Annotated in this window: 22 protein-coding genes and 1 tRNA gene; 13 read left to right on the top strand and 10 right to left on the bottom strand. The window is 57.3% G+C overall.

All coding sequences use genetic code 11. From position 1 onward, the window contains the following. From ACR0BT_RS00685 to ACR0BT_RS00665, 5 genes are all read right to left on the bottom strand, one after another. Positions 1-2,001: a tetratricopeptide repeat protein gene (locus tag ACR0BT_RS00685; RefSeq protein WP_480762308.1), complete on the bottom strand. Its 2,001-nt coding sequence runs from the start codon at positions 1,999-2,001 to the stop codon at positions 1-3. A 155-nt stretch (positions 2,002-2,156) separates the two neighbouring features. Next, positions 2,157-3,290, bottom strand: a complete 1,134-nt coding sequence (gene nagA, locus ACR0BT_RS00680; RefSeq protein ID WP_480561715.1) for an N-acetylglucosamine-6-phosphate deacetylase — start codon at positions 3,288-3,290, stop codon at positions 2,157-2,159. After that, complete coding sequence (locus ACR0BT_RS00675) at positions 3,287-4,315, bottom strand: SIS domain-containing protein (RefSeq protein ID WP_170421120.1); 1,029 nt, start codon at positions 4,313-4,315, stop codon at positions 3,287-3,289. The genes nagA and ACR0BT_RS00675 overlap by 4 nt, the downstream gene beginning before the upstream one ends. A 12-nt stretch (positions 4,316-4,327) precedes the next feature. Next, positions 4,328-5,083, bottom strand: coding sequence for a GntR family transcriptional regulator (locus ACR0BT_RS00670; RefSeq protein WP_170393434.1), 756 nt, complete (start codon positions 5,081-5,083; stop codon positions 4,328-4,330). Then, positions 5,070-5,957, bottom strand: coding sequence for a glucosamine kinase nucleotide-binding domain-containing protein (locus tag ACR0BT_RS00665; protein ID WP_480762307.1), 888 nt, complete (start codon positions 5,955-5,957; stop codon positions 5,070-5,072). The genes ACR0BT_RS00670 and ACR0BT_RS00665 overlap by 14 nt, the downstream gene beginning before the upstream one ends. 160 nt (positions 5,958-6,117) lie before the next feature. Between ACR0BT_RS00665 and ACR0BT_RS00660 the strand changes: the two genes are divergently transcribed. The 6 genes from ACR0BT_RS00660 to ACR0BT_RS00635 all read left to right on the top strand — a co-directional run bounded on the left by ACR0BT_RS00660 (position 6,118) and on the right by ACR0BT_RS00635 (position 12,142). Then, complete coding sequence (locus tag ACR0BT_RS00660; protein WP_480762306.1) at positions 6,118-7,041, top strand: N-acetylmuramic acid 6-phosphate etherase; 924 nt, start codon at positions 6,118-6,120, stop codon at positions 7,039-7,041. Then, entirely contained in the window at positions 7,038-8,288 is a 1,251-nt protein-coding gene (locus ACR0BT_RS00655) for an ABC transporter substrate-binding protein (RefSeq protein WP_170405048.1), read from the top strand. The genes ACR0BT_RS00660 and ACR0BT_RS00655 overlap by 4 nt, the downstream gene beginning before the upstream one ends. 66 nt (positions 8,289-8,354) lie before the next feature. Next, positions 8,355-9,269: a carbohydrate ABC transporter permease gene (locus ACR0BT_RS00650; protein WP_170393443.1), complete on the top strand. Its 915-nt coding sequence runs from the start codon at positions 8,355-8,357 to the stop codon at positions 9,267-9,269. Positions 9,270-9,279: 10 nt separating this feature from the next. After that, a complete protein-coding gene (locus ACR0BT_RS00645; protein WP_480762305.1) occupies positions 9,280-10,119 on the top strand; it encodes a carbohydrate ABC transporter permease in 840 nt (279 codons plus the stop codon). Next, a complete protein-coding gene (locus ACR0BT_RS00640) occupies positions 10,116-11,150 on the top strand; it encodes a Gfo/Idh/MocA family protein (protein ID WP_480762304.1) in 1,035 nt (344 codons plus the stop codon). Before ACR0BT_RS00645 ends, ACR0BT_RS00640 begins: the two co-directional genes overlap by 4 nt. Then, positions 11,147-12,142, top strand: a complete 996-nt coding sequence (locus ACR0BT_RS00635) for an ABC transporter ATP-binding protein (RefSeq protein ID WP_480762302.1) — start codon at positions 11,147-11,149, stop codon at positions 12,140-12,142. The genes ACR0BT_RS00640 and ACR0BT_RS00635 overlap by 4 nt, the downstream gene beginning before the upstream one ends. A gap of 27 nt (positions 12,143-12,169) precedes the next feature. Here the strand turns inward: ACR0BT_RS00635 and ACR0BT_RS00630 are convergent. Next, positions 12,170-12,256, bottom strand: a tRNA-Leu gene (locus tag ACR0BT_RS00630). Positions 12,257-12,386: 130 nt separating this feature from the next. On the opposite strand from ACR0BT_RS00630, the gene ACR0BT_RS00625 reads away from it, so the two are divergent. Together ACR0BT_RS00625 and lipB are read left to right on the top strand one after the other, a co-directional pair. After that, entirely contained in the window at positions 12,387-13,046 is a 660-nt protein-coding gene (locus ACR0BT_RS00625; protein WP_480753649.1) for a DsbA family oxidoreductase, read from the top strand. A gap of 39 nt (positions 13,047-13,085) precedes the next feature. Continuing rightward, positions 13,086-13,742, top strand: a complete 657-nt coding sequence (gene lipB, locus ACR0BT_RS00620) for a lipoyl(octanoyl) transferase LipB (protein WP_170595979.1) — start codon at positions 13,086-13,088, stop codon at positions 13,740-13,742. A 314-nt stretch (positions 13,743-14,056) separates the two neighbouring features. On the opposite strand, the gene ACR0BT_RS00615 is transcribed toward lipB, so the two are convergent. From ACR0BT_RS00615 to ACR0BT_RS00605, 3 genes are all read right to left on the bottom strand, one after another. After that, positions 14,057-14,992, bottom strand: coding sequence for a cation diffusion facilitator family transporter (locus tag ACR0BT_RS00615; RefSeq protein ID WP_480762301.1), 936 nt, complete (start codon positions 14,990-14,992; stop codon positions 14,057-14,059). A 486-nt stretch (positions 14,993-15,478) separates the two neighbouring features. After that, positions 15,479-15,898, bottom strand: coding sequence for an HIT family protein (locus ACR0BT_RS00610; protein WP_170510549.1), 420 nt, complete (start codon positions 15,896-15,898; stop codon positions 15,479-15,481). After that, positions 15,898-16,074: a hypothetical protein gene (locus ACR0BT_RS00605; protein WP_480762299.1), complete on the bottom strand. Its 177-nt coding sequence runs from the start codon at positions 16,072-16,074 to the stop codon at positions 15,898-15,900. The genes ACR0BT_RS00610 and ACR0BT_RS00605 overlap by 1 nt, the downstream gene beginning before the upstream one ends. A 102-nt stretch (positions 16,075-16,176) precedes the next feature. Here ACR0BT_RS00605 and ctaD point away from each other — a divergent pair, with 102 nt between their 5' ends. The 4 genes from ctaD to ACR0BT_RS00585 all read left to right on the top strand — a co-directional run bounded on the left by ctaD (position 16,177) and on the right by ACR0BT_RS00585 (position 20,241). Further along, on the top strand, positions 16,177-17,835 hold the full coding sequence (ctaD, locus tag ACR0BT_RS00600) for a cytochrome c oxidase subunit I (protein ID WP_170393460.1): 1,659 nt from the start codon (positions 16,177-16,179) through the stop codon (positions 17,833-17,835). Positions 17,836-18,066: 231 nt separating this feature from the next. Next, positions 18,067-19,026, top strand: a complete 960-nt coding sequence (locus tag ACR0BT_RS00595; protein ID WP_480762298.1) for a bestrophin family protein — start codon at positions 18,067-18,069, stop codon at positions 19,024-19,026. 83 nt (positions 19,027-19,109) lie between these two features. Next, positions 19,110-19,709: a 2-hydroxychromene-2-carboxylate isomerase gene (locus ACR0BT_RS00590; protein WP_170393465.1), complete on the top strand. Its 600-nt coding sequence runs from the start codon at positions 19,110-19,112 to the stop codon at positions 19,707-19,709. 46 nt (positions 19,710-19,755) lie between these two features. Continuing rightward, positions 19,756-20,241, top strand: a complete 486-nt coding sequence (locus ACR0BT_RS00585) for a DUF2244 domain-containing protein (RefSeq protein WP_170465483.1) — start codon at positions 19,756-19,758, stop codon at positions 20,239-20,241. On the opposite strand, the gene ACR0BT_RS00580 is transcribed toward ACR0BT_RS00585, so the two are convergent. Beyond that, positions 20,242-20,724, bottom strand: coding sequence for a GatB/YqeY domain-containing protein (locus ACR0BT_RS00580; protein ID WP_170393469.1), 483 nt, complete (start codon positions 20,722-20,724; stop codon positions 20,242-20,244). It abuts the gene before it with no gap. Between the two features lie 182 nt (positions 20,725-20,906). Between ACR0BT_RS00580 and carA the strand changes: the two genes are divergently transcribed. Then, on the top strand, positions 20,907-22,073 hold the full coding sequence (carA, locus tag ACR0BT_RS00575) for a glutamine-hydrolyzing carbamoyl-phosphate synthase small subunit (protein ID WP_480569206.1): 1,167 nt from the start codon (positions 20,907-20,909) through the stop codon (positions 22,071-22,073). Positions 22,074-22,108: the final 35 nt, after the last annotated feature.

Raw genomic sequence — 22,108 nt, 5'->3', positions numbered from 1 at the left:
TCAGGCCTGACCCGAAAGCCGGTTCAGCTGATTGGTAAAGCGCTTGTGAGGCGGATAGAGATCGCGCGCTTTCTCAAGATAGGGACGTGCCTTGTTCTTGTTCCCGCGCCGCATGTGTATCTGGCCCGCCATGCCCTGAATAACGACGGTCACGTCATCAAGATCGGCAGCTTTCAGAATAAGCTTCTCGCCCTGCCCGATCTTGCCCGTCCGCTCAAGCAAGCGACCCATGGCGAACATGAGAAACGGGCTTTCCGGGTCACAAGCCAGCGCCTCAGCCATCGTTCGATGCGCAGCTTCGGTATCGCCTTCTGCTTCGTAAAGTTCGGACAGCCGCTTTTGGTACAAGGCACTTTCCGGCACTCCAGCCACGATCTGGCGGATTTTATCGATCGCCTGAGCTCCGGATATTTCCCCTAGATGCCTCTGTAGTATCACCCTCGCGCCCAACAATCGCGGGTCGTCTGCCGGTACGTCGTGAACCTCATCGAGTGAGGTAGAAAGCGCTTCCAATCTTTGTTGGTGATCAAAGATACGACTTGCGCGTTGATCCAGCGCCAACTCGGCCCAATCCAAGAGTATGAAATCGAAGTTGCAAGGACGCCTGACAACAACCTTACGCTGAACCAGATACAGGTTATTGAACGGTGCAAACCGGCGTTGCCGAACGACCTTTTGCAATGACCAGTCCACAGGCGGCATCAGCCTAAGCGCGAGTTGAGCACGGTAGAGCATTCTGGACCCCAGAACCACAATATCCGGCCGTAACGACTTGGACCAGAACGCTTTTGCAAAATGGTGTGTCGCCGCACCACGCTTGCCTTGCATGCCGAGAACAGCGCCACGCAAGGCGCACAAAACAGAATAGTCTTCGGGCCAGAGATGCGGGTTCTGCAATCCCGCTTTGGCAAGTGCCTCGCTTTCCTGCCACTTCGACAGGTAAAAACAGTTCAGGGATTGCAGAAGTGGCATAAAGGCGTTGTCGGCCCCGGCGTCCAGAATAGGTTTCGCACTATCATACGCCTCTTCGCAGCGATCCTGCGCTGACAGATATTGCACCGCCTTTGAATAGATATGCGCCGCCTCTGAGGGATTCGGAAAGGCCGATGGCCCCTTCGCAACCCGTTCGATGAACCGCGCATTGGCCGCCTGCATCTCATCCTTGGACAATACATCGCGGAACACTTTACGCTGCTGCCCCGAAATCCGGGCTGCAGCCATTGAAAAGCCAGATATGTGTGGCGCGATCACCTGATCCGCCCGTGACATCGCAAAAAGCTCCAGAAAGTCCCGCTGCGCCCGCGTCAGAGCTGACAGATCAGCGATATCCGACATCTGCATGAGCTCCGGAAACCGTTGCTTGAAACGGTCTATCACCTCTGGCTGATCCGAAAACATGATCACCGTCTGGCCTTTGGATTTCTCCAGATGGGCCTCGTAAAACTCGTCAGGTTCGATCTTGGCGGGCCAGATCGAATGCTTCCATGGTAATCCGTTCAGGATTTCTCCGCGCCGAATGTGGTAAGCCGAAACCCCCTGCCCCGAGAGCTTCTGATCCGCGCGATACATGATCTGACGAACCTCATCCACAAATCCTACGCTATGTATGAAATCGCGATAGCGGGGACGGATGGTTTCGATCTCTTCCCACGGGAAGGCCAATATCTCGCTCGCTTCTTCGACCAGAACCGAACGGCCAGACGCCAAATGGTCGATCAGCCGCTCGGGCGATGGATCGTTCTGGAAGGCCCAAATTGGCAGAGCGGTCGCGCTTATCGCGTCGAACTCTGCCTGATCAAGGAAATGCGCATCCATCCAGTCTTTGGTGAATAACTCCTCGGGATGATCCAACTCCGGCGCATCGGCGCCTTGCGGGAACCAGTTCACCCGGTAGTCTGTCCCAAAGTCTTCGACCAGACGGATACAGGTCAGGATCATCAGCAGGCGCGCGCCCAAACAATCCGTACGCTGACCAATGAAAACGCCACGCGTTTGGATCATTGCGCGATCCGGGTGGTCAATGCCCTGCCAATTATTCCAATTATCTGATACATACAGACATTCCCAAACCACGTTCGCCTAAGGTCTTACACAACCGCTACAGTTGAGGCGAGATGCGAAAAACGCGGTGTTTCGCAATTTGTTGCAATGCGAGGTTAAGCAACCGCCGGACGGGCCTGCGACAAGTCCGGAGAAATGCGAATGGCCTGCGATATCAAGTTCAGACGCGCGATTGAGCGCTGGGAAATGATATCCGCCGGAATGCGTGTGGCCGCTGCCAAGGCGTCCGTCAGTGAAACGCCGACATCCGTTGTCAACACGCGCAGCGCGGTGGTCAGGTTCAGATCGGCCCCGGCCAGGGTTCCATCCGGTAAGGTCAGCCTGCTGTTTTCACGTTGGATGACACGCCCTTCCAGCTTGAATTCCTGCAGATCCGTTCCAGCAACGGCCATCGCGTCGCTCACCAGAAACAGATGCCCCGGCCCCTGTTTAGCTGCAAAGGCGGCGCGCATCGTCTGCGGGTGAACATGGATTGCATCCGCTATCAATCCGGCAGACATCGCACCGCTGGACAAGACTGCGCCAACCAGCCCCGGTTCGCGGTTGCCCAACTGACTCATCGCGTTAAACAAATGGGTGGCGCAGTGCGCGCCCGCCTGTGCGTAAGCCACGCAGGTCTGAAACTCGGCATCACTGTGCCCCAACGACACGATGACCCCCGCCTTGCTGAGCGTTTCGACCTGAGCAATCGTGACACTTTCAGGCGCAAGCGTTACCATCAATGCAGGCAACGCCCCTGCCGCTTCTATCAGCTGTGCAAGATCAGCGTCCTGCATCCGGCGGATCAGCCCGCCGTCATGCGCGCCCTTGCGTCGCACCGAGAGATGCGGCCCCTCAAGATGCAAGCCGACAATCCCCTGAACTCCGCGCTGAATGGCCTGAGAAGCAGCAGAAATGGCAGCCGTTGTCTTTTCGGGCGTGTCCGTGATCAGCGTCGGAAGGATCGACGTCGCGCCAAGCTTGCGATGAGCCGCCGCAATACGCTGTAATGTCTCGACCGATGGATCGTCGTTGAACATGACGCCTCCGCCGCCATTCACCTGCAAATCTACATAGCCGGGGCTTAAAATATCACCCGACAGATCCTGAACCATCTCATCCGAAGGCAACTCGGCTTCGGGCAATATACTGTCGAGCAGCCCGCCGACGAAACGGGCGGCGTGGCCGTCCTTCAGGGTTTTACCATCAAAGATAAGCCCGCCCGCGAAGGTGATCGTCGCATCGGTCATACCGTCTCCGTCACTTTCCGCAGGTGACGCGGTGCATCGGGATTGATGCCCCGGCGCGTGGCCACAGTTTCGACCATACCGTAGAACGAAGCGATTGAGGCTACCGGATCTGTCATCCAGTGCGTGGTGCGGACATGTGGTAGCCTCACGGCATCAGACACCTGATTGGTCGTTGCGAAGACTTTTGCGCCCTTAGCTGCGAGCGCATCGGCGACTTCGGCGATGTTGGCCTCAGCCGCGTCTCCGGACGAGAACGCAATCACCGGAAAGCCCTGATCCACGATCGAAACCGGGCCATGCAGAACTTCGGCCGAGGAATAGCTTTCCGCATGAATCTGGCAGGTTTCCTTGAATTTCAGCGCCGCCTCATTCGAAATTGCCCAGGACATCCCACGTCCCAAAGTGAACAGGGATTGGCCATCGACTGCCTCGACCACCGCGCTCCAATCGCAGGTGATCGCCCGCGATAAATCTTCCGGCAATTTGTGAATTGCAGCCAGCAAGGTATCGTCGCCCTTGACCTCGGCCAGCAACCAAAGCCCGGCGACCAGAGAGGTGACGAAGGTCTTGGTGGCAGCCACGCTAAGCTCGGGGCCTGCAAGGATGGGCAGAGCCGAGGTGGCGTTCTGGGCCAGTGCAGACGTGGTATCGTTCGTGATCGCCACCGAATACGCGCCGCCTTCTGTCAGGGACTTCGTCAGCTGTACGATGTCGGGGCTTTGACCCGATTGGGATACCGAAATACACAGCGCACCGGGGCATCGCATATCGACCCCGTAGATCGATTTCACGCTCGGCCCAACCGAGGCCATGGGCAGGCCCAGCAGCAGTTCCGAAGCGTATTTCAGATAGCTGCAGGCATGGTCCGACGAACCTCGCGCAACCGAAATCAGGAAGCCGGGATCGTGCGCGCGGATCGCGCTTGCGGTCTTTGTAATCGCCGTGGCACCATCAGTGAGAAGCCGATCAACGGCAAAAGGTATCTCATTGATTTCCTGCCGCATTTGAGTTGTTTCGCTGGACATGTGCCCTGCCTTTCAGGTTGACAGACGCAGCTCTGCCACGAAATCGTAGGCATCGCCGTGATAGATGGATCGGGTAAGTTCAGCAACGCGCCCGCTTTCTAGGTATGAGGTCCGCTGAATGCGCAGCCCTGCCGTACCTTCGGCAACGTCCAGCAAACCGGCCTCGGTCGCTTCGAGATTGATGGCTGAGATTTTCTGGATCGCGCGCACCGGACGATTGCCCGAGTGTTCGAGGAACGCATAGAGCGATCCGGTAACCTCGGTCGGGTTGGGTAGGATATCCAGCGGCAACGCCGCGCGTTCCAGCGCCATTGGCCGCCCACCAGCCGCGCGCAGTCGATGAATGCGCGCGACCTGATCGCTGGCCGACAGACCCAGCGCCAGCATCTCATCAGGCGACGGCAGGAATATACCGCGCTCCAACCAGGTTGAAGTCGTTTCAAAACCGCGCCTCTCCATGTCTTCGGTGAACGAGGTCAGGTGCGACAGCGACTGCTCAACCCGTGCAACCGCTTGACGCACGAATGACCCCGAGCCTTGCCGCTGTTCAATCGCGCCTTTGCGCACAAGTTCCTGAATCGCCTTGCGGACCGTCACCCGCGACAAGTCCGTCAGCTCGGCAATCTCGCGCTCGGGCGGGAGTGAACTGTTCGGGGCCAGAATACCCTCTTCAATCCCCTGCTCCAGCCGCTGCCGCAGCTGTACGTATCGGGGACCGGCGGTCTGACCCAGCCAACCCTCGGGCCGCAAGAAGTCAGCAACGCTCATGTCGGGTCTCCTTTTGAAAGGCGTGGGCCAACGCGATGGCACCGGTCAACGGATCGCCCAGCGGATCGGCCAATTCCTGTTGCATCTGTGCGGGAAGAAATTCCGCGTATTGCGGGCCGATGCCGCCGGTCAGGCAGATCGAAAGGCCGGGCATCCAGCCCATCGCCAACATCTGATCCGCCAGATACTGTGCACTATCCTCCATGATCGACAGCGCAAGCGCATCTCCTTGCTTTGCGTGTTGCGTGACAACAGGCGCCAGCGCTCCGAACTCAGTAGGCGACATCTTGGAGGCGGTCCTGACAATCCCAGCAGCGCCATCAAAACGCGACAACAGGCTGTCCGCCAAATCAGACGCAGGCTTCAGAGCGTCCACACAGTCAAGCGTAAAGGCCAAAGCCCGCCGCCCAACCCATTGCGCCGAGGCCTGATCCCCGAGAACAGGTCCCCAGCCCCCGGCAAATGACCTGCGATCCCCATTCTGGACCGCCAGAAAAGAACCCGTTCCGCAATGCGCTACGAAACCGTCTTTCGAACCCAACGCACCACGTAATGCGGCGGGCCTGTCATCTTCAATCAGAACATGGTCAAATGGCAGCTTTTCTGCCAGCCGATCAGCCAGCGCGCGCCCCGTGATACCGGCCAGCCCCAAGTAGGCTGGCGCACGAGCGATTTGAGTTGCCTCTAATCCGGCACGTCGGGCCAAAGCAGCAATTCCGTGCATCAACTCAGCGCAGGCTGCGTCAAAATCGGTTGATACATTTGCCGCACCAACCTCGACACACTGAACCGCAGAGCCATCTGAAACAGCAAGACGGCAGCGTGTTCCACCGCCATCAGCGGCCAGCACAATGGTATCAGAAGGGCGACTCATGGAGATACCTTTATAATACCTATTTCTAATTTTGAAGACCAAATTACACAATAATGCAGTAATAATTGTCTAAATCTTGAAAATAGAGGGCGTAAAAAATAAAATGGTAGACTAATGGTATCTAAAAGGTATGATATTCAAAATCTCGGGGGAGAATCACGTGACCAAGCCAGTTACCGAACAGCTACATCAAGACGCGATCGGACTTGACGCCCGACCGCTGACTGAGGTGGCCGAGCTGCTGGCCCGCTCGCAAGCCGACGCTGCCGCTGCCCCGCTTTCCTCGCTGCCCACCCTCTGCGCAGGCGCAAAAGCTATGGCGCAATCCATCCGATCGGGCGGGGTTTTGCGCTATTTGGCGGCAGGCTCTTCCGGCTTGATGGCCGCCTCGGATGCGCTGGAACTGGGGGGAACTTTTTCGATACCAGCCCGCCAGATTCGCATCCACATTGCAGGTGGATTGCCCTCAGGGGTAGAGATGCCGGGAGATGTCGAAGATGCCACCGACAGCCTTGCCCGAGACCTGGCCGATCTTTCTGCCAAAGACACCTTGATCACCGTCTCGGCCAGCGGAACCACACCGTACACAACCGCAGCAGCGCGGATCGCGCGGGACAGAGGCGCCACAGTTATCGGCATTGCCAATAACGGGGGCACCGAACTGTTGCAGCTTTCTGACCATCCAATCCTGCTTTCCACACCACCTGAACTGATCTCGGGCTCTACCCGCATGGGCGCTGGTACAGCGCAGAAAATCGCACTGAACATGCTTTCGACGCTGATGGCGATGGAACTGGGGCATATTCAGGACGGCATGATGATCAATTTGCGCGCTGACAATGACAAGCTACGCGCCCGAGCCAACGGGATCGTCTGTCAGTTGACCGGTGTTTCCTCCGCGCAGGCTACAAAGGCGTTGACTGCGGCAGAGGGCAACCTCAAATGCGCGGCCCTTTTGGCTGTAGGCGCAGGGTCCCTGGACGCGGCGCAAGCAATGCTAAGCAACACCGACGATCACCTCCGCCCTGCGCTGGAGCGGATGAAACAAAACCAAGAAACCATCAACCTGGGAGATATCAAATGACACGCAAAGTTCTGAGCCTTGCCATGATGAGCACGGCGCTGGTCACAAGCGCCTATGCGCAAGAGGCCACTTTGACCATCGAAAGTTGGCGAAACGACGATCTGGCGTTGTGGCAGGAAAAGATCATTCCGGCGTTCGAGGCCGAGAATCCCGGCATCAAAGTAATATTCTCGCCCTCTGCACCGGCAGAATACAACGCTGTCTTAAACTCAAAGCTCGAGGCCGGATCGGCTGGCGATCTGATTACCTGCCGTCCGTTTGATGCCTCGCTTGCGCTATACGAGTCGGGGCACCTGACCGATCTGTCTGATCTTGAGGCCATGGGAAACTTCTCGGACGTGGCCAAATCTGCGTGGCAAACCGATGACGGTTCTGCCAGTTTCTGCGTCCCGATGGCGTCTGTGATTCACGGCTTCATCTACAACAAAGATGCGTTCAATGAGTTGGGCATCGAAGTTCCAACTACCGAAGCTGAGTTCTTTGCCGCCCTCGATAAGATCAAGGAAGACGGTACCTATATCCCGATGGCGATGGGCACCAATGACCAGTGGGAAGCCGCAACGATGGGCTATAACAATATCGGCCCAAACTACTGGAAAGGTGAAGAAGGTCGTCAGGCGCTGATCAAAGGCGAGCAGAAGCTGACCGACCCCCAGTGGGTCGCCCCGTATGCGACACTGGCCAAGTGGGCCGACTATCTCGGCGACGGGTATGAAGCGCAAACCTATCCCGACAGCCAGAACCTGTTCACGCTGGGTCGTGCAGCGGTCTATCCAGCAGGCAGCTGGGAAATCTCGGGCTTCAACACGCAGGCCGATTTCGAAATGGGCGCCTTTAAGCCACCGGTCCAGAACGCGGGCGACACCTGCTATATTTCGGACCACACCGATATCGGCATCGGCATGAACGCGGCGAGCGAAAACCAAGAAGCTGCGCGCACCTTCCTGGCTTGGGTCGCAAGCCCGGAATTCGCCAGCATCTTCGGTAACGCCCTACCCGGCTTTTTCCCGCTGTCCAGCACTCCGGTCGAGTTGGAAGACCCACTGGCCAAGGAAATCGTCGGTTGGCGGGATGAGTGCGAAAGCACAATCCGCTCGACCTACCAAATCCTGTCGCGCGGCACACCGAACCTCGAAAACGAGACTTGGGGTGCATCCGTTGCAGCCATCAAGGGTGCCGAGACACCCGAAGCGCTGGGTCAGCAACTGCAAGACGGTCTGGCCAGCTGGTACGCACCGCATCAGTAACACCTAGGCCACTCACACCGGACGCGGCTACCGCGTCGCGTCCGGACCTTTCCCCCGGAGATTCCCATGCAGACCCGCCGCATACGCTGGCACATTGCCGTTTTCCTCGCCCCTGCGGTGCTGGTCTACACGGCAGTGATGATCTTCCCCTTGTTCAACACACTGCGCCTCGCACTGTTCTCCGAGGTTGATCAGACACGTATCTACGTGGGCTTGCAGAATTTCCGCACCCTGTTCTTCGATCCGATCTGGTCCGAGCAGTTCTGGAACGCTTTGGGCAACAACTTCTGGTTCTTCCTGATCCACATGCTGGTTCAGAACCCCATCGGCATCGCTTTGGCCGCGCTTTTGTCGCATCCACGCTTGCGGTTTGCCGCGCTCTATCGGTCCGCGATCTTCATTCCGACCATTCTGAGCTTTGTGATCGTCGGTTTCGCGTGGAAGCTGATATTGTCCCCGCTTTGGGGCATCGCACCTTCAATGCTGGACGCCATTGGTTTGAAGTCGCTGTTTGCACCATGGCTGGGCAAGGAAGAATACGCGCTGACAACACTGGCACTTGTCTCGGTCTGGCAATTCGTCGGCATCCCGATGATGTTGATCTACGCCGCCCTGCTGTCGATCCCTGAAGAGATCCTTGAAGCCGGAGAAATAGACGGCATCACCGGTGCTTCGGCGTTCTGGAAGATCAAGCTGCCGTTGATCATTCCCTCGATTGGCATCATCTCGATCCTGACATTCGTCGGCAATTTCAACGCGTTCGACCTGATCTACGTCTCGCAAGGTGCGCTGGCAGGGCCGGATTTCTCAACCGATATCCTAGGCACCTTCATGTACCGCACCTTCTTTGGCTTCCAACTGCAACTGGGCGACCCGCATATGGGCTCCGCCATCGCTGGCGCCATGTTCGCGATCATCCTTGTGGGTGTCTGCATCTACCTCTTCGGCATCCAGACCCGGATGCGCCGGTATCAGCTGTGAGGATGAACGCATGAACAAAGCACGCCATAACCCGCTGAACACGGCTGCCATGCACGGGGCGCTGATCCTCTATACCCTGATCGCCCTGTTCCCGGTCTTCGTGATCATCATCAACAGCTTCAAAACCCGACGCTCGATCTTCCGCGAGCCGCTCGCCATGCCCGATGCCGAAAGCTTTTCTCTCATCGGTTACCAGACGGTTATGAAACAAGGGGATTTCTTCCTTTATTTCCAAAACTCGCTGATCGTGACCGTGGTGTCGCTGGCCTTCGTTCTGCTGTTCGGCGCCATGGCCGCCTTTGCCCTGAGCGAATACAAATTCAAGGGCAACACTCTGATGGGCCTCTATCTGGCGCTTGGGATTATGATCCCGATCCGCATCGGCACCGTGGCGATACTTGAGATGATGGTGGCAACCGGGTTGGTGAACACCCTTTGGGCCCTGATCCTTGTCTATACCGCGCAAGGTCTGCCGCTGGCGGTGTTCATCCTGTCTGAATTCATGCGGCAAGTCTCGGACGATCTGAAGAACGCAGGCCGCGTCGATGGGCTGTCCGAATACACCATATTCTTCCGATTGGTCCTACCGCTCGTCCGCCCCGCCATGGCGACCGTGGCCGTGTTCAACATGATCCCCATCTGGAACGACCTCTGGTTCCCGCTGATTCTTGCCCCAGCCGAGGAAACCAAAACACTGACGCTGGGCAGCCAAGTCTTCATTGGCCAGTTCGTCACCGACTGGAACGCGGTTCTGTCGGCGCTCAGCATGGCGATCCTGCCGGTGCTGGTGCTCTATGTCATCTTCTCACGTCAGATGATCCGCGGCATCACTTCAGGAGCTGTGAAATGACCAAAGTTCTGATCGCCGGCCTCGGCAATATGGGGCTGAGCCACGCTTTGGCCCACCACAACCACCTAGACGCGCAGATTGTTGGGTTGGTGAACCGATCCGGTCGCGTGGATCATCCAGATCTGTCGATCTATCCGGCCTATTCGGATTTTCACACCGCTCTGGCAGAGACCAAGCCCGATCTGGTGGTCGTGGCGACCTACTCCGACAGCCACGCCGATTTCGCCTGCGCGGCGATGGAGGCCGGGGCGCATGTATTTGTCGAAAAACCGCTAGCGACCACTGTGGCAGATGCCAAGCGTGCTGTCGAAAAGGCCATTGAGACCAACCGCAAACTGGTGATCGGCTACATCCTGCGACACCATCCTTCGTGGATGCGCCTGATTTCCGAGGCGCGCGACCTGGGCGGGCCCTACGTGTTCCGGCTGAATCTCAACCAACAAAGCAGCGGGGCCGAGTGGGAAACACACAAAGCTCTGATGCAGACCACCTCGCCCATCGTCGATTGCGGTGTGCATTATGTCGACGTGATGTGTCAGATCACTGACTCCGACCCCGTGCGAGTCCACGGCATGGGCCTGCGCCTAAGCGATGAGATCGCCGAAGACATGTACAACTACGGCCAGTTTCAGGTGGTCTTCGAGGATGGCTCGGTCGGCTGGTATGAGGCCGGTTGGGGCCCGATGATGTCCGAAACCGCGTTCTTCGTGAAAGACATCGTGTCGCCCAACGGCTCGGTCTCGATCACCGATGGCAACAAGGGCGCATCCGCCGATATCGACGGACACACCAAGGTTGGCGGCCTTCTGGTCCATCGCCCCGATGGCGACCAGACAATCGACATGCCCGATGAGCCCGGCCATCAGCAGCTCTGCGATGCCGAACAAGCCTATATGCTGCGCGCCATCGCCGAGGACATCGACCTGACCCGCCATATGAACGACGCCGTGCAATCGCTGGCCATCTGTCTAGCTGCCGATGAAAGCATCCGCACTGGCCAACCCATTTCGCTGAAAGAGGCACGCACATGACCGCCCTGACGCTGACAAACGTGAACAAGTCCTTCGGCACTGTCGAGGTACTGAAAGATATTAACATCGAAGTCGAAGACGGAGAATTCGTCGTCTTCGTCGGCCCCTCCGGCTGCGGCAAGTCCACCCTGCTACGCGTGATCGCGGGGCTGGAGGACGTGACCTCGGGCGAAGTGCGCATTGGCGGAGAGGTGATGAACCTTACGCCGCCCTCGAAACGCGGCATCGCGATGGTGTTCCAAAGCTATGCACTCTATCCCCACCTGAATGTGCGCAAGAACATGTCGCTGGCACTGAAACAGGAAGGCCAGAGCAAGCAGGTCATCGAAGAACGCGTCGCCAAGGCCAGCAAGATGCTGAACCTTGAGCCCTATATCGACCGTTACCCCTCAGAACTGTCAGGCGGCCAGCGCCAACGAGTCGCCATCGGTCGCGCCATCGTGCGGGAACCCAAACTGTTTCTGTTTGACGAACCTTTATCCAATCTGGACGCCGCCCTGCGTATGAATACGCGACTGGAAATCGCCAACCTGCATCAGCAGCTCGATGCATCGATGATCTACGTCACTCACGACCAGACCGAGGCGATGACGCTCGCTGACAAGATCGTCGTCCTGCGCGACGGGCGCGTTGAACAGGTTGGCAGCCCGATGGAGCTATATAATAACCCCGCCAACCAGTTCGTCGCGGGTTTCCTTGGCGCTCCGTCGATGAATTTCTTCCCCGCCAGCGTAATCGGCGACAGCGCGGACACAACATTGGGCATCCGCCCAGAGGACTTGTACTTATCCGACGAAGGCCCCCTGACCGCAAACGTGACTCATGTTGAGCATCTGGGCGGAGACACAAACGTAATCGCGATGATGAAAGACCACCAGATCACCGCGCGCCTGTTCGGCCAGCATCAGGTCAACGCTGGTGAATCCGTCCATTTCGGCTACGCCCAGGATCGAACGTACCGCTTCAACCAACAGGGCGCCCGTCTCATCTGACAATTTCGGTTAAAAATTTCAGGATGTTGGTGCGGTCGAGAAGACTCGAACTTCCACGGGTGTTACCCCACAGCGACCTCAACGCTGCGCGTCTACCAATTCCGCCACGACCGCACTGCCAATGACTTAGTAGAGCGGCGTATAGACGCTGAGCCGCGCGATGTGAAGAGGCAAAAACACAGCCGATTGAAATCACGTGCTTTAGCCATATCTAACCGCGATACAATGCAATCTGGAGCAGCCCATGCCCTCGCCCGATCCCCGCCCTACCGTGCAGATTGATGTCGTCTCGGATGTGGTCTGTCCGTGGTGTATTGTCGGCTTTCGTCAACTCGATGCCGCGCTGAAGCAAGAGAATGTGCTGGCCCGATTGCGCTGGCATCCGTTCGAACTGAACCCCAGCATGGGCCCCGAGGGGCAGAACCTGCGGGAGCATATTGCCGAGAAATATGGCTCGACGCCCGAACAAAGCCAGCAGGCGCGCGAGCGTTTGACTGCGTTGGGCACTGAACTTGGGTTCACTTTCAATTTCACTGATGACAGCAGAATCGTGAACACCTTTGCCGCGCATCAACTGCTTGACTGGGCGGAAACACAGGGGCGTCAGCATCCGCTGAAACTGACCCTGTTCGAAACCTATTTCACCAAGCAACAGGATGTCTCTGACATCGAAGTGTTGATGGGCGCGGTCGAGACGGCCGGGCTCGACCCGGAGGCGGCGCGAACCGCACTTGAATCAGGTGCGCATGCCCAACCGGTGCGTGAAAAACAACAGTTCTGGACCAGCCAGGGTATCTCGGGCGTGCCTTCGATGGTGTTTGGAGGGAAATATCTGCTGACCGGCGCACAGGGCACGGACACTTATGCGCAGGTCCTGCAACGCTGCCTGGCCGAGGCCGCCTGACCCCTTCCCCCTGCCCCGCAGACGGTCTAAGGAACGAGCATGGAATGGAAGACTACCGACGGGCTGATCGACTACGACGAGGCCACTGCCTTCATGGAGGCGCGCGTTGCCGCGATTGCAGCGGGTGAAGCGGACGAATGCATTTGGCTGTTGGAACACCCTCCGCTTTATACCGCTGGGACTTCTGCCAAGCGAGAAGATCTGACCGATCCGGATCGCTTTCCGGTCTATGAAAGCAAGCGCGGTGGACAGTACACCTATCACGGCCCCGGTCAGCGCGTTGTTTACGTCATGCTTGATGTGGGCAAACGCGGTCATGATGTGCGCCGCTTTGTGCAGCAGCTTGAGGCATGGGTGATTGCGGCTCTGGCCGAGTTCAATGTCACCGGTGAGATCCGCGACGGCCGCGTGGGCGTCTGGGTGCAACGGCAAGACAAGCCGCTGACGATCACCGGCCAGCCAGCCGAGGACAAGATCGCGGCCATCGGCATTCGCCTGCGGAAATGGATCAGCTTTCACGGTATCTCAATCAATGTCGAGCCGAACCTGTCCCATTTCACCGGTATCGTGCCCTGCGGAATTCAGGAACACGGGGTGACCTCACTGGTCGATCTTGGGTTGCCGGTGACCATGGATGACGTCGATGTTGCGCTAAAAAAGACCTTTGATGAGGTCTTCGCCACCGAAGGCGCCTAGTTTATAGGTGATTCCACGTATTCGGACAGATCTGGCCAGAATACGCAAAAGACAATGCTAGAATTTGGGGCACTCTGTTTCGAAAATCATTCAGAAAATTCCTTTGAATGGTCTCAATTCGCCTCAAATTCAGGGATTCTTCACATCCTCTCCTTACAAACGCCATCTGACCACATAGTATGTAATGACCGTTCATGAGTGAGTGGTGTGTTAACCGGTGATCTCAGGGCTGCCCTGCGAAATCCGTGAAAGTGTTTGGTTACGAGTCTGCCGTTCCGACCCCATATCGGAACGGCAATTCTCGTTTTAGGCCCCTAAATCTGTTGATGCCCAAATCGGGTTGATCCGACGCAAGCGTGCCCGCTGGCTTCGATTTCAAGCGTAACATGACCAAGCCCAAACTTGTTCTGCAGAACCTGCTTGACCATCACCCGGATATCCTCGGCACTATCTTGTGCGTCGGGTTTGATGAGCAGATGCGCCGACAGCGCGGGCTCACGCTCCTGCATGCTCCACAGATGGATGTGGTGAACTCCTGCCACACCCGATACGCCCTCAATGGCTGTGGCGACCTCTTCCGGATCCAATTCTGTTGGCGCGCCCAACATCAGAACGCGTATGGTTTCACCGATCTCGGATTTGACGTGCCAAAGGATGTAAAGTGAGATCATGATGGTGACCGCTGGGTCGACCCAAGTCCAGTTGAAGAGAATTACAGCGGTACCTGCGACAATCACGGCGACGGACCCCAATGCATCGGCCACATTGTGCAGGAATGCCGCACGAATATTCATGCTGTCCTTGGACATGGAATAGGTCAGCATAGCGGTGACAAGGTCGACGACCAATGCGATCCCAGCGATCCAGACAACGATCCAGCCATTAACCGGCTCGGGCTCGACAAACCGCATTACGCCTTCGTACAGCAGGTAGACTGACAGAACGATCAGTGTTGTGTAGTTAACCAGCGCCGCTACAACCTCGGCCCTGCCATACCCGAAACTCATACGCGCGTTTGCGGGTCGACGAGCGATCTTGCGGGCAAAGAATGCGATGACCAGCGCAATCGCATCTGACAGGTTGTGCAAGGCGTCCGCAATCAAGGCGAGCGACCCTGAAATAACCCCGCCCACAATCTGTGCCAGCGTCAAGAACATATTGACCGCGATGGCCCAGGCAACGCGCGCATCGCCGGCCTGCGGATTAACATGCGCGTGGCTGTGCCCTTTGTGGGAATGCTGATGAGCCATTTTAGTGTGTCCTATTTTCTGAATCACCATGCTACATAATTCCTCTAGTGACTAGAGGTTCAAGGGGGTGTTTTCGAAAATGGATGCAATCGGGGCTCCCTCATTTCGCACTGGATTCAAAGCACCTACGATCCGGTTCTGGACTTCTACCGCCGTTCGAACCTACTGCGGGTAATCGGCGCCGCTATGACGAAACCGCGCTGCGGCGGTTGCAATGCGTACGCCATGGCCAAGATCTGGCCACCCGCTGGCCTAATTAGAGGCTTTGCTCACACTCGAAAGTGCAAATGGAAAAACTTGAACCGGGCTAATGAAATCGCCGAACAGCAGCCTGATGTTTTACGAGTCCGGATCGCACGCATGAAATGAATGGAACAAGACTGATCCGTATTCCTCAGGTCTGCGACGGGCAGCGCGATTACGCAAGTGTCGTGCTCCATGCGTTTGGTGATCACGTCGCCTGCGACAGCTCGCTTCGAAGGTGGATCAGGTCAGTGCCGCGCGGATCTTGTCGGCGTGTTGAGCAATCAGGTCAAAATCGCCCATTTTACCGGGCGGGCGTATCGAGACGCCCTCGTGGCGCGGCAATACATGCACATGCAGGTGAAATACCTCTTGCCCGCCTGCGGCCTCATTGAATTGTTGAACGGTGACGCCATCTGCGCCAAACGCTTCTTTCACAGCGTGAGCCATCTTCTGTACCGTCGCCATCACCGCTGCCAGTTGCTCGGGCGTTGCATCCAGCATGTTGCGACAGGGGGTTTTGGGGATCACCAACAAATGCCCGTCCGCCCGGGGCATGATATCCATCAGCGCGACGGTGTCGTCGTCTTCATACACACGGTTTGACGGGATTTCTCCGCGCAGGATCTTGGCAAAGACATTTTCGGGATCATAAGCGGTCATTACAGGCCTCCGGTGTTGGACTTACCCGTTGTTCTGAGCCGCCGCTTGATGCTGGTCAAGCGGGTTTCCTCGTCACCACTTGTAATCGCGGACTGAATCCCCAAATCCCTCGCATCCGAGGTCAGATTATCGCGCAGCACAGTCTGCCCGCGACAATTAATCTTGATCCAGATCAAACTCGACCATTGAAGGTCGCCCCTTCGCAATCTAAAACCAGCATGAATCCCGCGCGTTGGAGAGGTCCGACTGCGCGGTACAGTTGCAACAGGAGGCACCTAATGGCAGACGCAGCCATTCATGGTCACGAGCATGAAGATCAGCGCGGCTTTTTCACCCGCTGGTTCATGTCGACCAACCACAAGGACATCGGGATTCTCTACCTGGTCTTTTCGGCCCTTGCCGGTCTGATCTCGGTTCTGATGACTGTCTATATGCGGCTCGAACTGATGCACCCCGGTGTTCAGTATATGTGCCTCGAAGGGTTCATGGCCGATCCATGCACCCCCAACGGTCACCTCTGGAACGTGATGATCACCTATCACGGTGTTCTGATGATGTTCTTCGTTGTCATCCCCGCCCTGTTCGGCGGATTTGGCAACTATTTCATGCCGTTGCAGATCGGTGCGCCGGATATGGCGTTCCCGCGGATGAACAACCTGTCCTTCTGGCTGTATGTCGCTGGCACCTCGCTGGGCGTCGCCTCGCTGCTCAGCCCCGGTGGTAACGACCAGCTTGGTTCAGGTGTAGGCTGGGTTCTGTATCCACCGCTGTCGACGACCGAAGGCGGCATGTCCATGGACCTTGCGATCTTCGCCGTGCACGTATCGGGCGCCTCCTCGATCCTCGGCGCGATCAACATGATTACCACCTTCCTCAATATGCGTGCCCCGGGAATGACACTGTTCAAGGTGCCTCTGTTCAGCTGGTCGATCTTCGTCACTTCGTGGCTGATTCTGCTGTCGCTGCCGGTTCTGGCAGGCGCGATCACCATGCTGCTGATGGACCGCAACTTCGGCTTCACCTTCTTTGATCCGGCCGGTGGCGGCGATCCGATCCTGTATCAGCACATCCTCTGGTTCTTTGGCCACCCGGAAGTGTACATTGTGATCCTGCCCGGCTTTGGCATCATCAGCCACGTGATCGCGACCTTCGCGCGTAAACCAATCTTCGGCTACCTGCCGATGGTCTGGGCGATCATCGCGATCGGTGTGCTGGGCTTCGTCGTATGGGCGCATCACATGTACACAGTTGGCATGTCGCTGCGCCAGCAGGCCTACTTCATGCTGGCCACGATGGTCATCGCGGTTCCGACCGGCGTTAAGGTCTTCTCGTGGATCGCGACCATGTGGGGCGGCTCGATCGAGTTCAAAACCCCGATGCTGTTCGCCTTCGGCTTCCTGTTCCTGTTCACCGTTGGTGGTGTGACCGGCGTTGTGCTGTCGCAGGCCGGCGTGGACCGTGCCTATCACGACACCTACTACGTCGTTGCGCACTTCCACTACGTGATGAGCTTGGGTGCCGTCTTCGCGATCTTCGCTGGCGTGTACTTCTACTTCTCGAAGATGACGGGCCGTCAGTATTCCGAGTTCTGGGGCAAGGTTCACTTCTGGCTGTTCTTCATCGGCGCCAACCTGACCTTCTTCCCGCAGCACTTCCTGGGCCGTCAGGGCATGCCACGCCGCTATATCGACTACCCTGAAGCGTTTGCTCAGTGGAACTTCGTTTCGTCGATTGGTGCGTTCATCTCGTTCGCCTCGTTCCTGCTGTTCTTCGGCATCGTGATCTACGCCCTGCTGCGTGGTGCGAAAGAGACACGCCCGAACCCGTGGAACGAATACGCGGATACGTTGGAATGGACCCTGCCCACGCCGCCGCCTGAACACACGTTCGAGCAGCTGCCCAAGCAGGAAGACTGGGATAAGGGCCACGCGCACTAATCCCGCCATCCAAACCAAATTCAGCAAAGCCCCGCCCCGTGCGGGGCTTTGTGTTTTTTATGCCCCCAGTCCGCAACTTGCTGCTTCCAACACGTAGACGCACCAAAGATCAGGCCGCTAGTATTTGCGAAAACAGCATAATCTAAGACGGGTGCGCGCCACATGATTCTCCATCACGGCATCACACTTCGGCAACTGGTCAAAGGCTCTGCCGGGTTCATTTGCATCGTCATGGCCTGGATACTCCTGCTTGAACTAGTGGATGAAGTTACTCCACTTGAGTTGATCTCGAACTCCAGCCCACCGGTCACGATGCTGGGTTTGGCAGTGGCATTTTTTCTGGGTTTCAAGAACACCTCGGCCTATGGCCGCTGGGTCGAGGCCCGCAAGATCTGGGGGGACATCGTCAACGCCAGTCGCGATTGGGGCAACACGATCAGCAATCTGGTTCAGGCTGACGGCACGCCGCTTGCGCCCGAGATACGGCGTGAATTGCTGGAACGTCATATCGCTTGGCTCAACATGCTGGCATTTCAGCTGCGCCAGCCCGCAACGCATGGACGTGCCCGCCGCCCGTGGATGTTCGGACACAAACCGGTCGTGGACAAAATCGCGCTGCATCAGGAACCCGAATGCTGGCGCGATACCCAACTGGCGGCTGATATGCCTCTGCTCGAAGGGAAATCCAACCGTGCCGCGTACCTGTTGTTTCTTCAGGGTGAGCGGCTTTCATCACTGGCGCAATCCGGCAAGATCGAACCCTATTGGCATGTGGCGCTGATGAACCGGCTAGCACGGTTTGCAGACGCGCAAGGCCAAAGCGAACGTATCAAGAATACCCCCTTCCCGCGGCAGGTCGCCGAGGTCGGGCGCATCTTCAGCTATATTTTTATCTTCATGTTACCGCTGGCGTTGAATGACCAACGCTCGATCACCGCTGGCATGGGCTACTCGGTAACAAAATCCGTTCTGCTTGACTGGGCAGTCTTTGCTCCGATCGGAGCGTTGGTTTGCTGGATTTTCTTCGTGACTGAACGGGTCAGCGCCTCGATGGAGGACCCGTTCGAAGGCGACGTAACCGATGTTCCGATCTCGTCCATCTGCCGCATGATCGAAATCGACCTGCGCCAGATGACTTCCTGCGGCACTGCCCCTCAGCCGACAGAACCCATCGATAAAGCGTTACTTTGACCATTTAAATTGGGCAAAGATCGAAAAAACCTCCGTTTTGCGGTATTCTGGTTGGCAAAGCCCCTTTTGACAGGAGCCTTGCTATGCCCGAGATCGACTTTTGGTATTCAATCGGCAGCACTTACAGTTTTCTGACCATCACGCGCCTGGATGGCTGGTGCGAAGAAAACGATGCGACGGTAACCTGGCGCCCCTTCAACGTGCGCACGGTGATGTCGGAACAGCAAAATATACCCTTCGCGGGCAAACCGGTGAAGTCGGCCTATATGTGGCGCGATATTGAGCGGCGCGCCGCGAAATATCACATCCACGCCAAACTTCCCGCCCCCTATCCAATTTCTGACCTGGCGCTGGCAAATCAGGTGGCTTTGCTGGGCATGCAGGACGGCTGGGGCGCGGGGTTCACGCAAAATCTTTATCGGATCTGGTTCGAGGACGGGATTGAGGCCGGTAGCGAAAGCGCCATTTCCGAAGCCCTGCTTCGGTGCCAACAAGATCCACGCCTGATGCTTGCCCGTGCCCGCAGCCCGGACGCTGTTGCAGCCTTGGAGGACGAGACAAACAAGGCCATCAAACTGGGGGTTTTCGGCGCACCCAGCTTTGTTGTCCGCGACGAAGTGTTCTGGGGCGATGACCGGCTTGACGATGCCCTGTCATGGGTCCGCGTCGGCCACGTTGTCTGACTGATTTTTGCTTCGACATTGCGCCGGTCTGAGCTAGGTTCTCGCCATGCCTTATCAATGGACAAAAAACTCGGACGCTGAACAGGAACTGCGGCTTTGGCCGCACAACTCCTTGCCACCACGTGGTGCAATGACCGTCATCTTGTCGGTGTTCCTGTTCGGACTGATCCCGCTGCTGGCGATGTTGGGTTCGATCGTCCTGTGGGGTCTGCTGCCGTTCCTGCTGCTGACGGTTCTGGGCCTCTGGTTGGCAATCCAGACAAACTATCGCGCGCGCAGCGTGTTCGAGGTTCTGACCTTAGGCCAGACGCAAGCCCACCTTGTGCACCACCACCCAGACAAGGGCGATCAGGAATGGACCTGCAATCGCTATTGGGCCCGCCCCGAAATGCACACCAGCGGTGGTCCGGTACCCCACTACGTAACGCTGATCGGCGATGGGCGCGAAGTTGAGATCGGCGCGTTCCTGTCCGAGGACGAGCGGATCGCGCTGTTTGATGATCTGAGTCAGAAACTGCGCAAATCGACGTGATTAAGCGCCGTTCGAGTTAGCGCAAAGATGATCTTTGACCATCGGTCCTACTTTGCCGAAATCCATCTGACCGGTATAGCGCGACTTCAACTCGCCCATCACCTTGCCCATATCGCGGATTGAGCCCGCCCCAGTAGACGTGATGGCGGTCTGAATGGCTTTGCTAACCTCGTCGTCGTCCAGCTGTTTGGGCAGGAATTCCTCAATCACCTCGACCTCGCGCAGTTCCCGCTCGGCCAAATCAAGGCGTCCACCCTCTTCGTAGGCGCGTGCGCTTTCCTTGCGCTGCTTGGTCATTTTACCCAGAATTTCAAGCACTTCGGCATCGCCGCAGCCTTTGGTCTCTTCATTGTCAGAGGCGCGCGAAGCAATATCACGATCCTTGATCGCCGCATTGATCAGGCGCAGTGTCGAAAGACGCTCGGCGGCTTTGTCTTTCATAGCTTGCTTCAGGGCAGAGTTCACCCGTGATCGCATATCCATATGGTCTGTCCATCCCCATGGCAAAGGAACCCTGACCATATCGAAACAAAAAGGTTGGTACAACAGTGGACATTAATTGTAACTCATTGATTTTTAACAATAGCCCAAAATTTGAACAGACTTGACCCTAGCGTATAACCCACTTAGTTATGCGCCCGTTTACCTTGCAGGAGAGTCGCGCCATGGCCCAGAACGCCCCGTCCAAGCCCACCGCATGTCTGGCGTTGGCCGATGGAACCCTGTTTTACGGTGTGGGCTTCGGCGCAACCGGTCAAACCGAGGCCGAGTTGTGTTTCAACACCGCCATGACGGGCTATCAAGAGATCATGACCGATCCTTCTTATGCGGGCCAGATCGTGACCTTCACTTTCCCGCATATCGGCAATGTCGGAGTGAATCCCGAAGATGACGAAACCGGCGACCCGGTGGCAGCCGGGATGGTCGTCAAATGGGACCCGACCGAGCCGTCGAATTGGCGCGCTGTAGAAGAGCTAAAAAGCTGGCTGGCCCGCCGTGGTCGCATCGCAATCGGCGGCGTCGATACCCGCCGCCTGACCCGGGCGATCCGTCAGCAAGGCGCACCGCACGTGGCGCTGGCTCATGATCCCGAGGGAAACTTCGATATCGAAGCCCTGATTGCTGCAGCGCGTAGTTTTGCGGGTCTCGAAGGGATGGATCTGGCCAAAGAAGTCACCTGCGCCCAAAGCTATCGCTGGGATGAGATGCGTTGGGCTTGGCCCGATGGCTACCAGCGTCAGGAAGCTCCGATGCACAAGGTGGTCGCGATCGACTATGGTGCCAAGCGCAACATCTTGCGCTGCCTCGCCTCGGCGGGTTGCGACGTAACCGTATTGCCCGCCACCGCAACGGCTGCGGAGGTGCTGGCACACAAGCCGGACGGAGTGTTCCTGTCAAACGGACCCGGCGATCCGGCGGCTACCGGCGAATATGCAGTTCCCATGATCAAGGAAGTGCTGGATACAACAGATCTGCCTGTCTTTGGCATCTGCCTAGGCCATCAGATGCTGGCACTGGCGCTTGGCGGGCAGACGATCAAGATGAACCACGGCCACCATGGTGCCAATCATCCGGTCAAGGATATGGAAACCGGTAAGGTCGAGATCACCTCGATGAACCACGGCTTCGCCGTGGACGCGGAAACACTGCCCGATGGCGTAGTCGAAACGCATCGCTCTCTGTTTGACGGCTCGAACTGCGGTATCCGCATGACGGGTCGCCCGGTTTATTCGGTGCAGCATCATCCAGAAGCGTCACCCGGCCCGCAGGACAGTTTCTACCTGTTCGAACGCTTTGCCGCCGCGATGGCGGATCAAAAAACACAAGCTTAAAGGCGAATTCAACAGCGTTAACCGTGTGTTAACCC

This window comes from Ruegeria sp. CJ6 (assembly GCF_056536665.1).
Note: the sequence above shows the minus strand (reverse complement) of the source record. Positions and strands in the feature narration are given on the sequence as shown.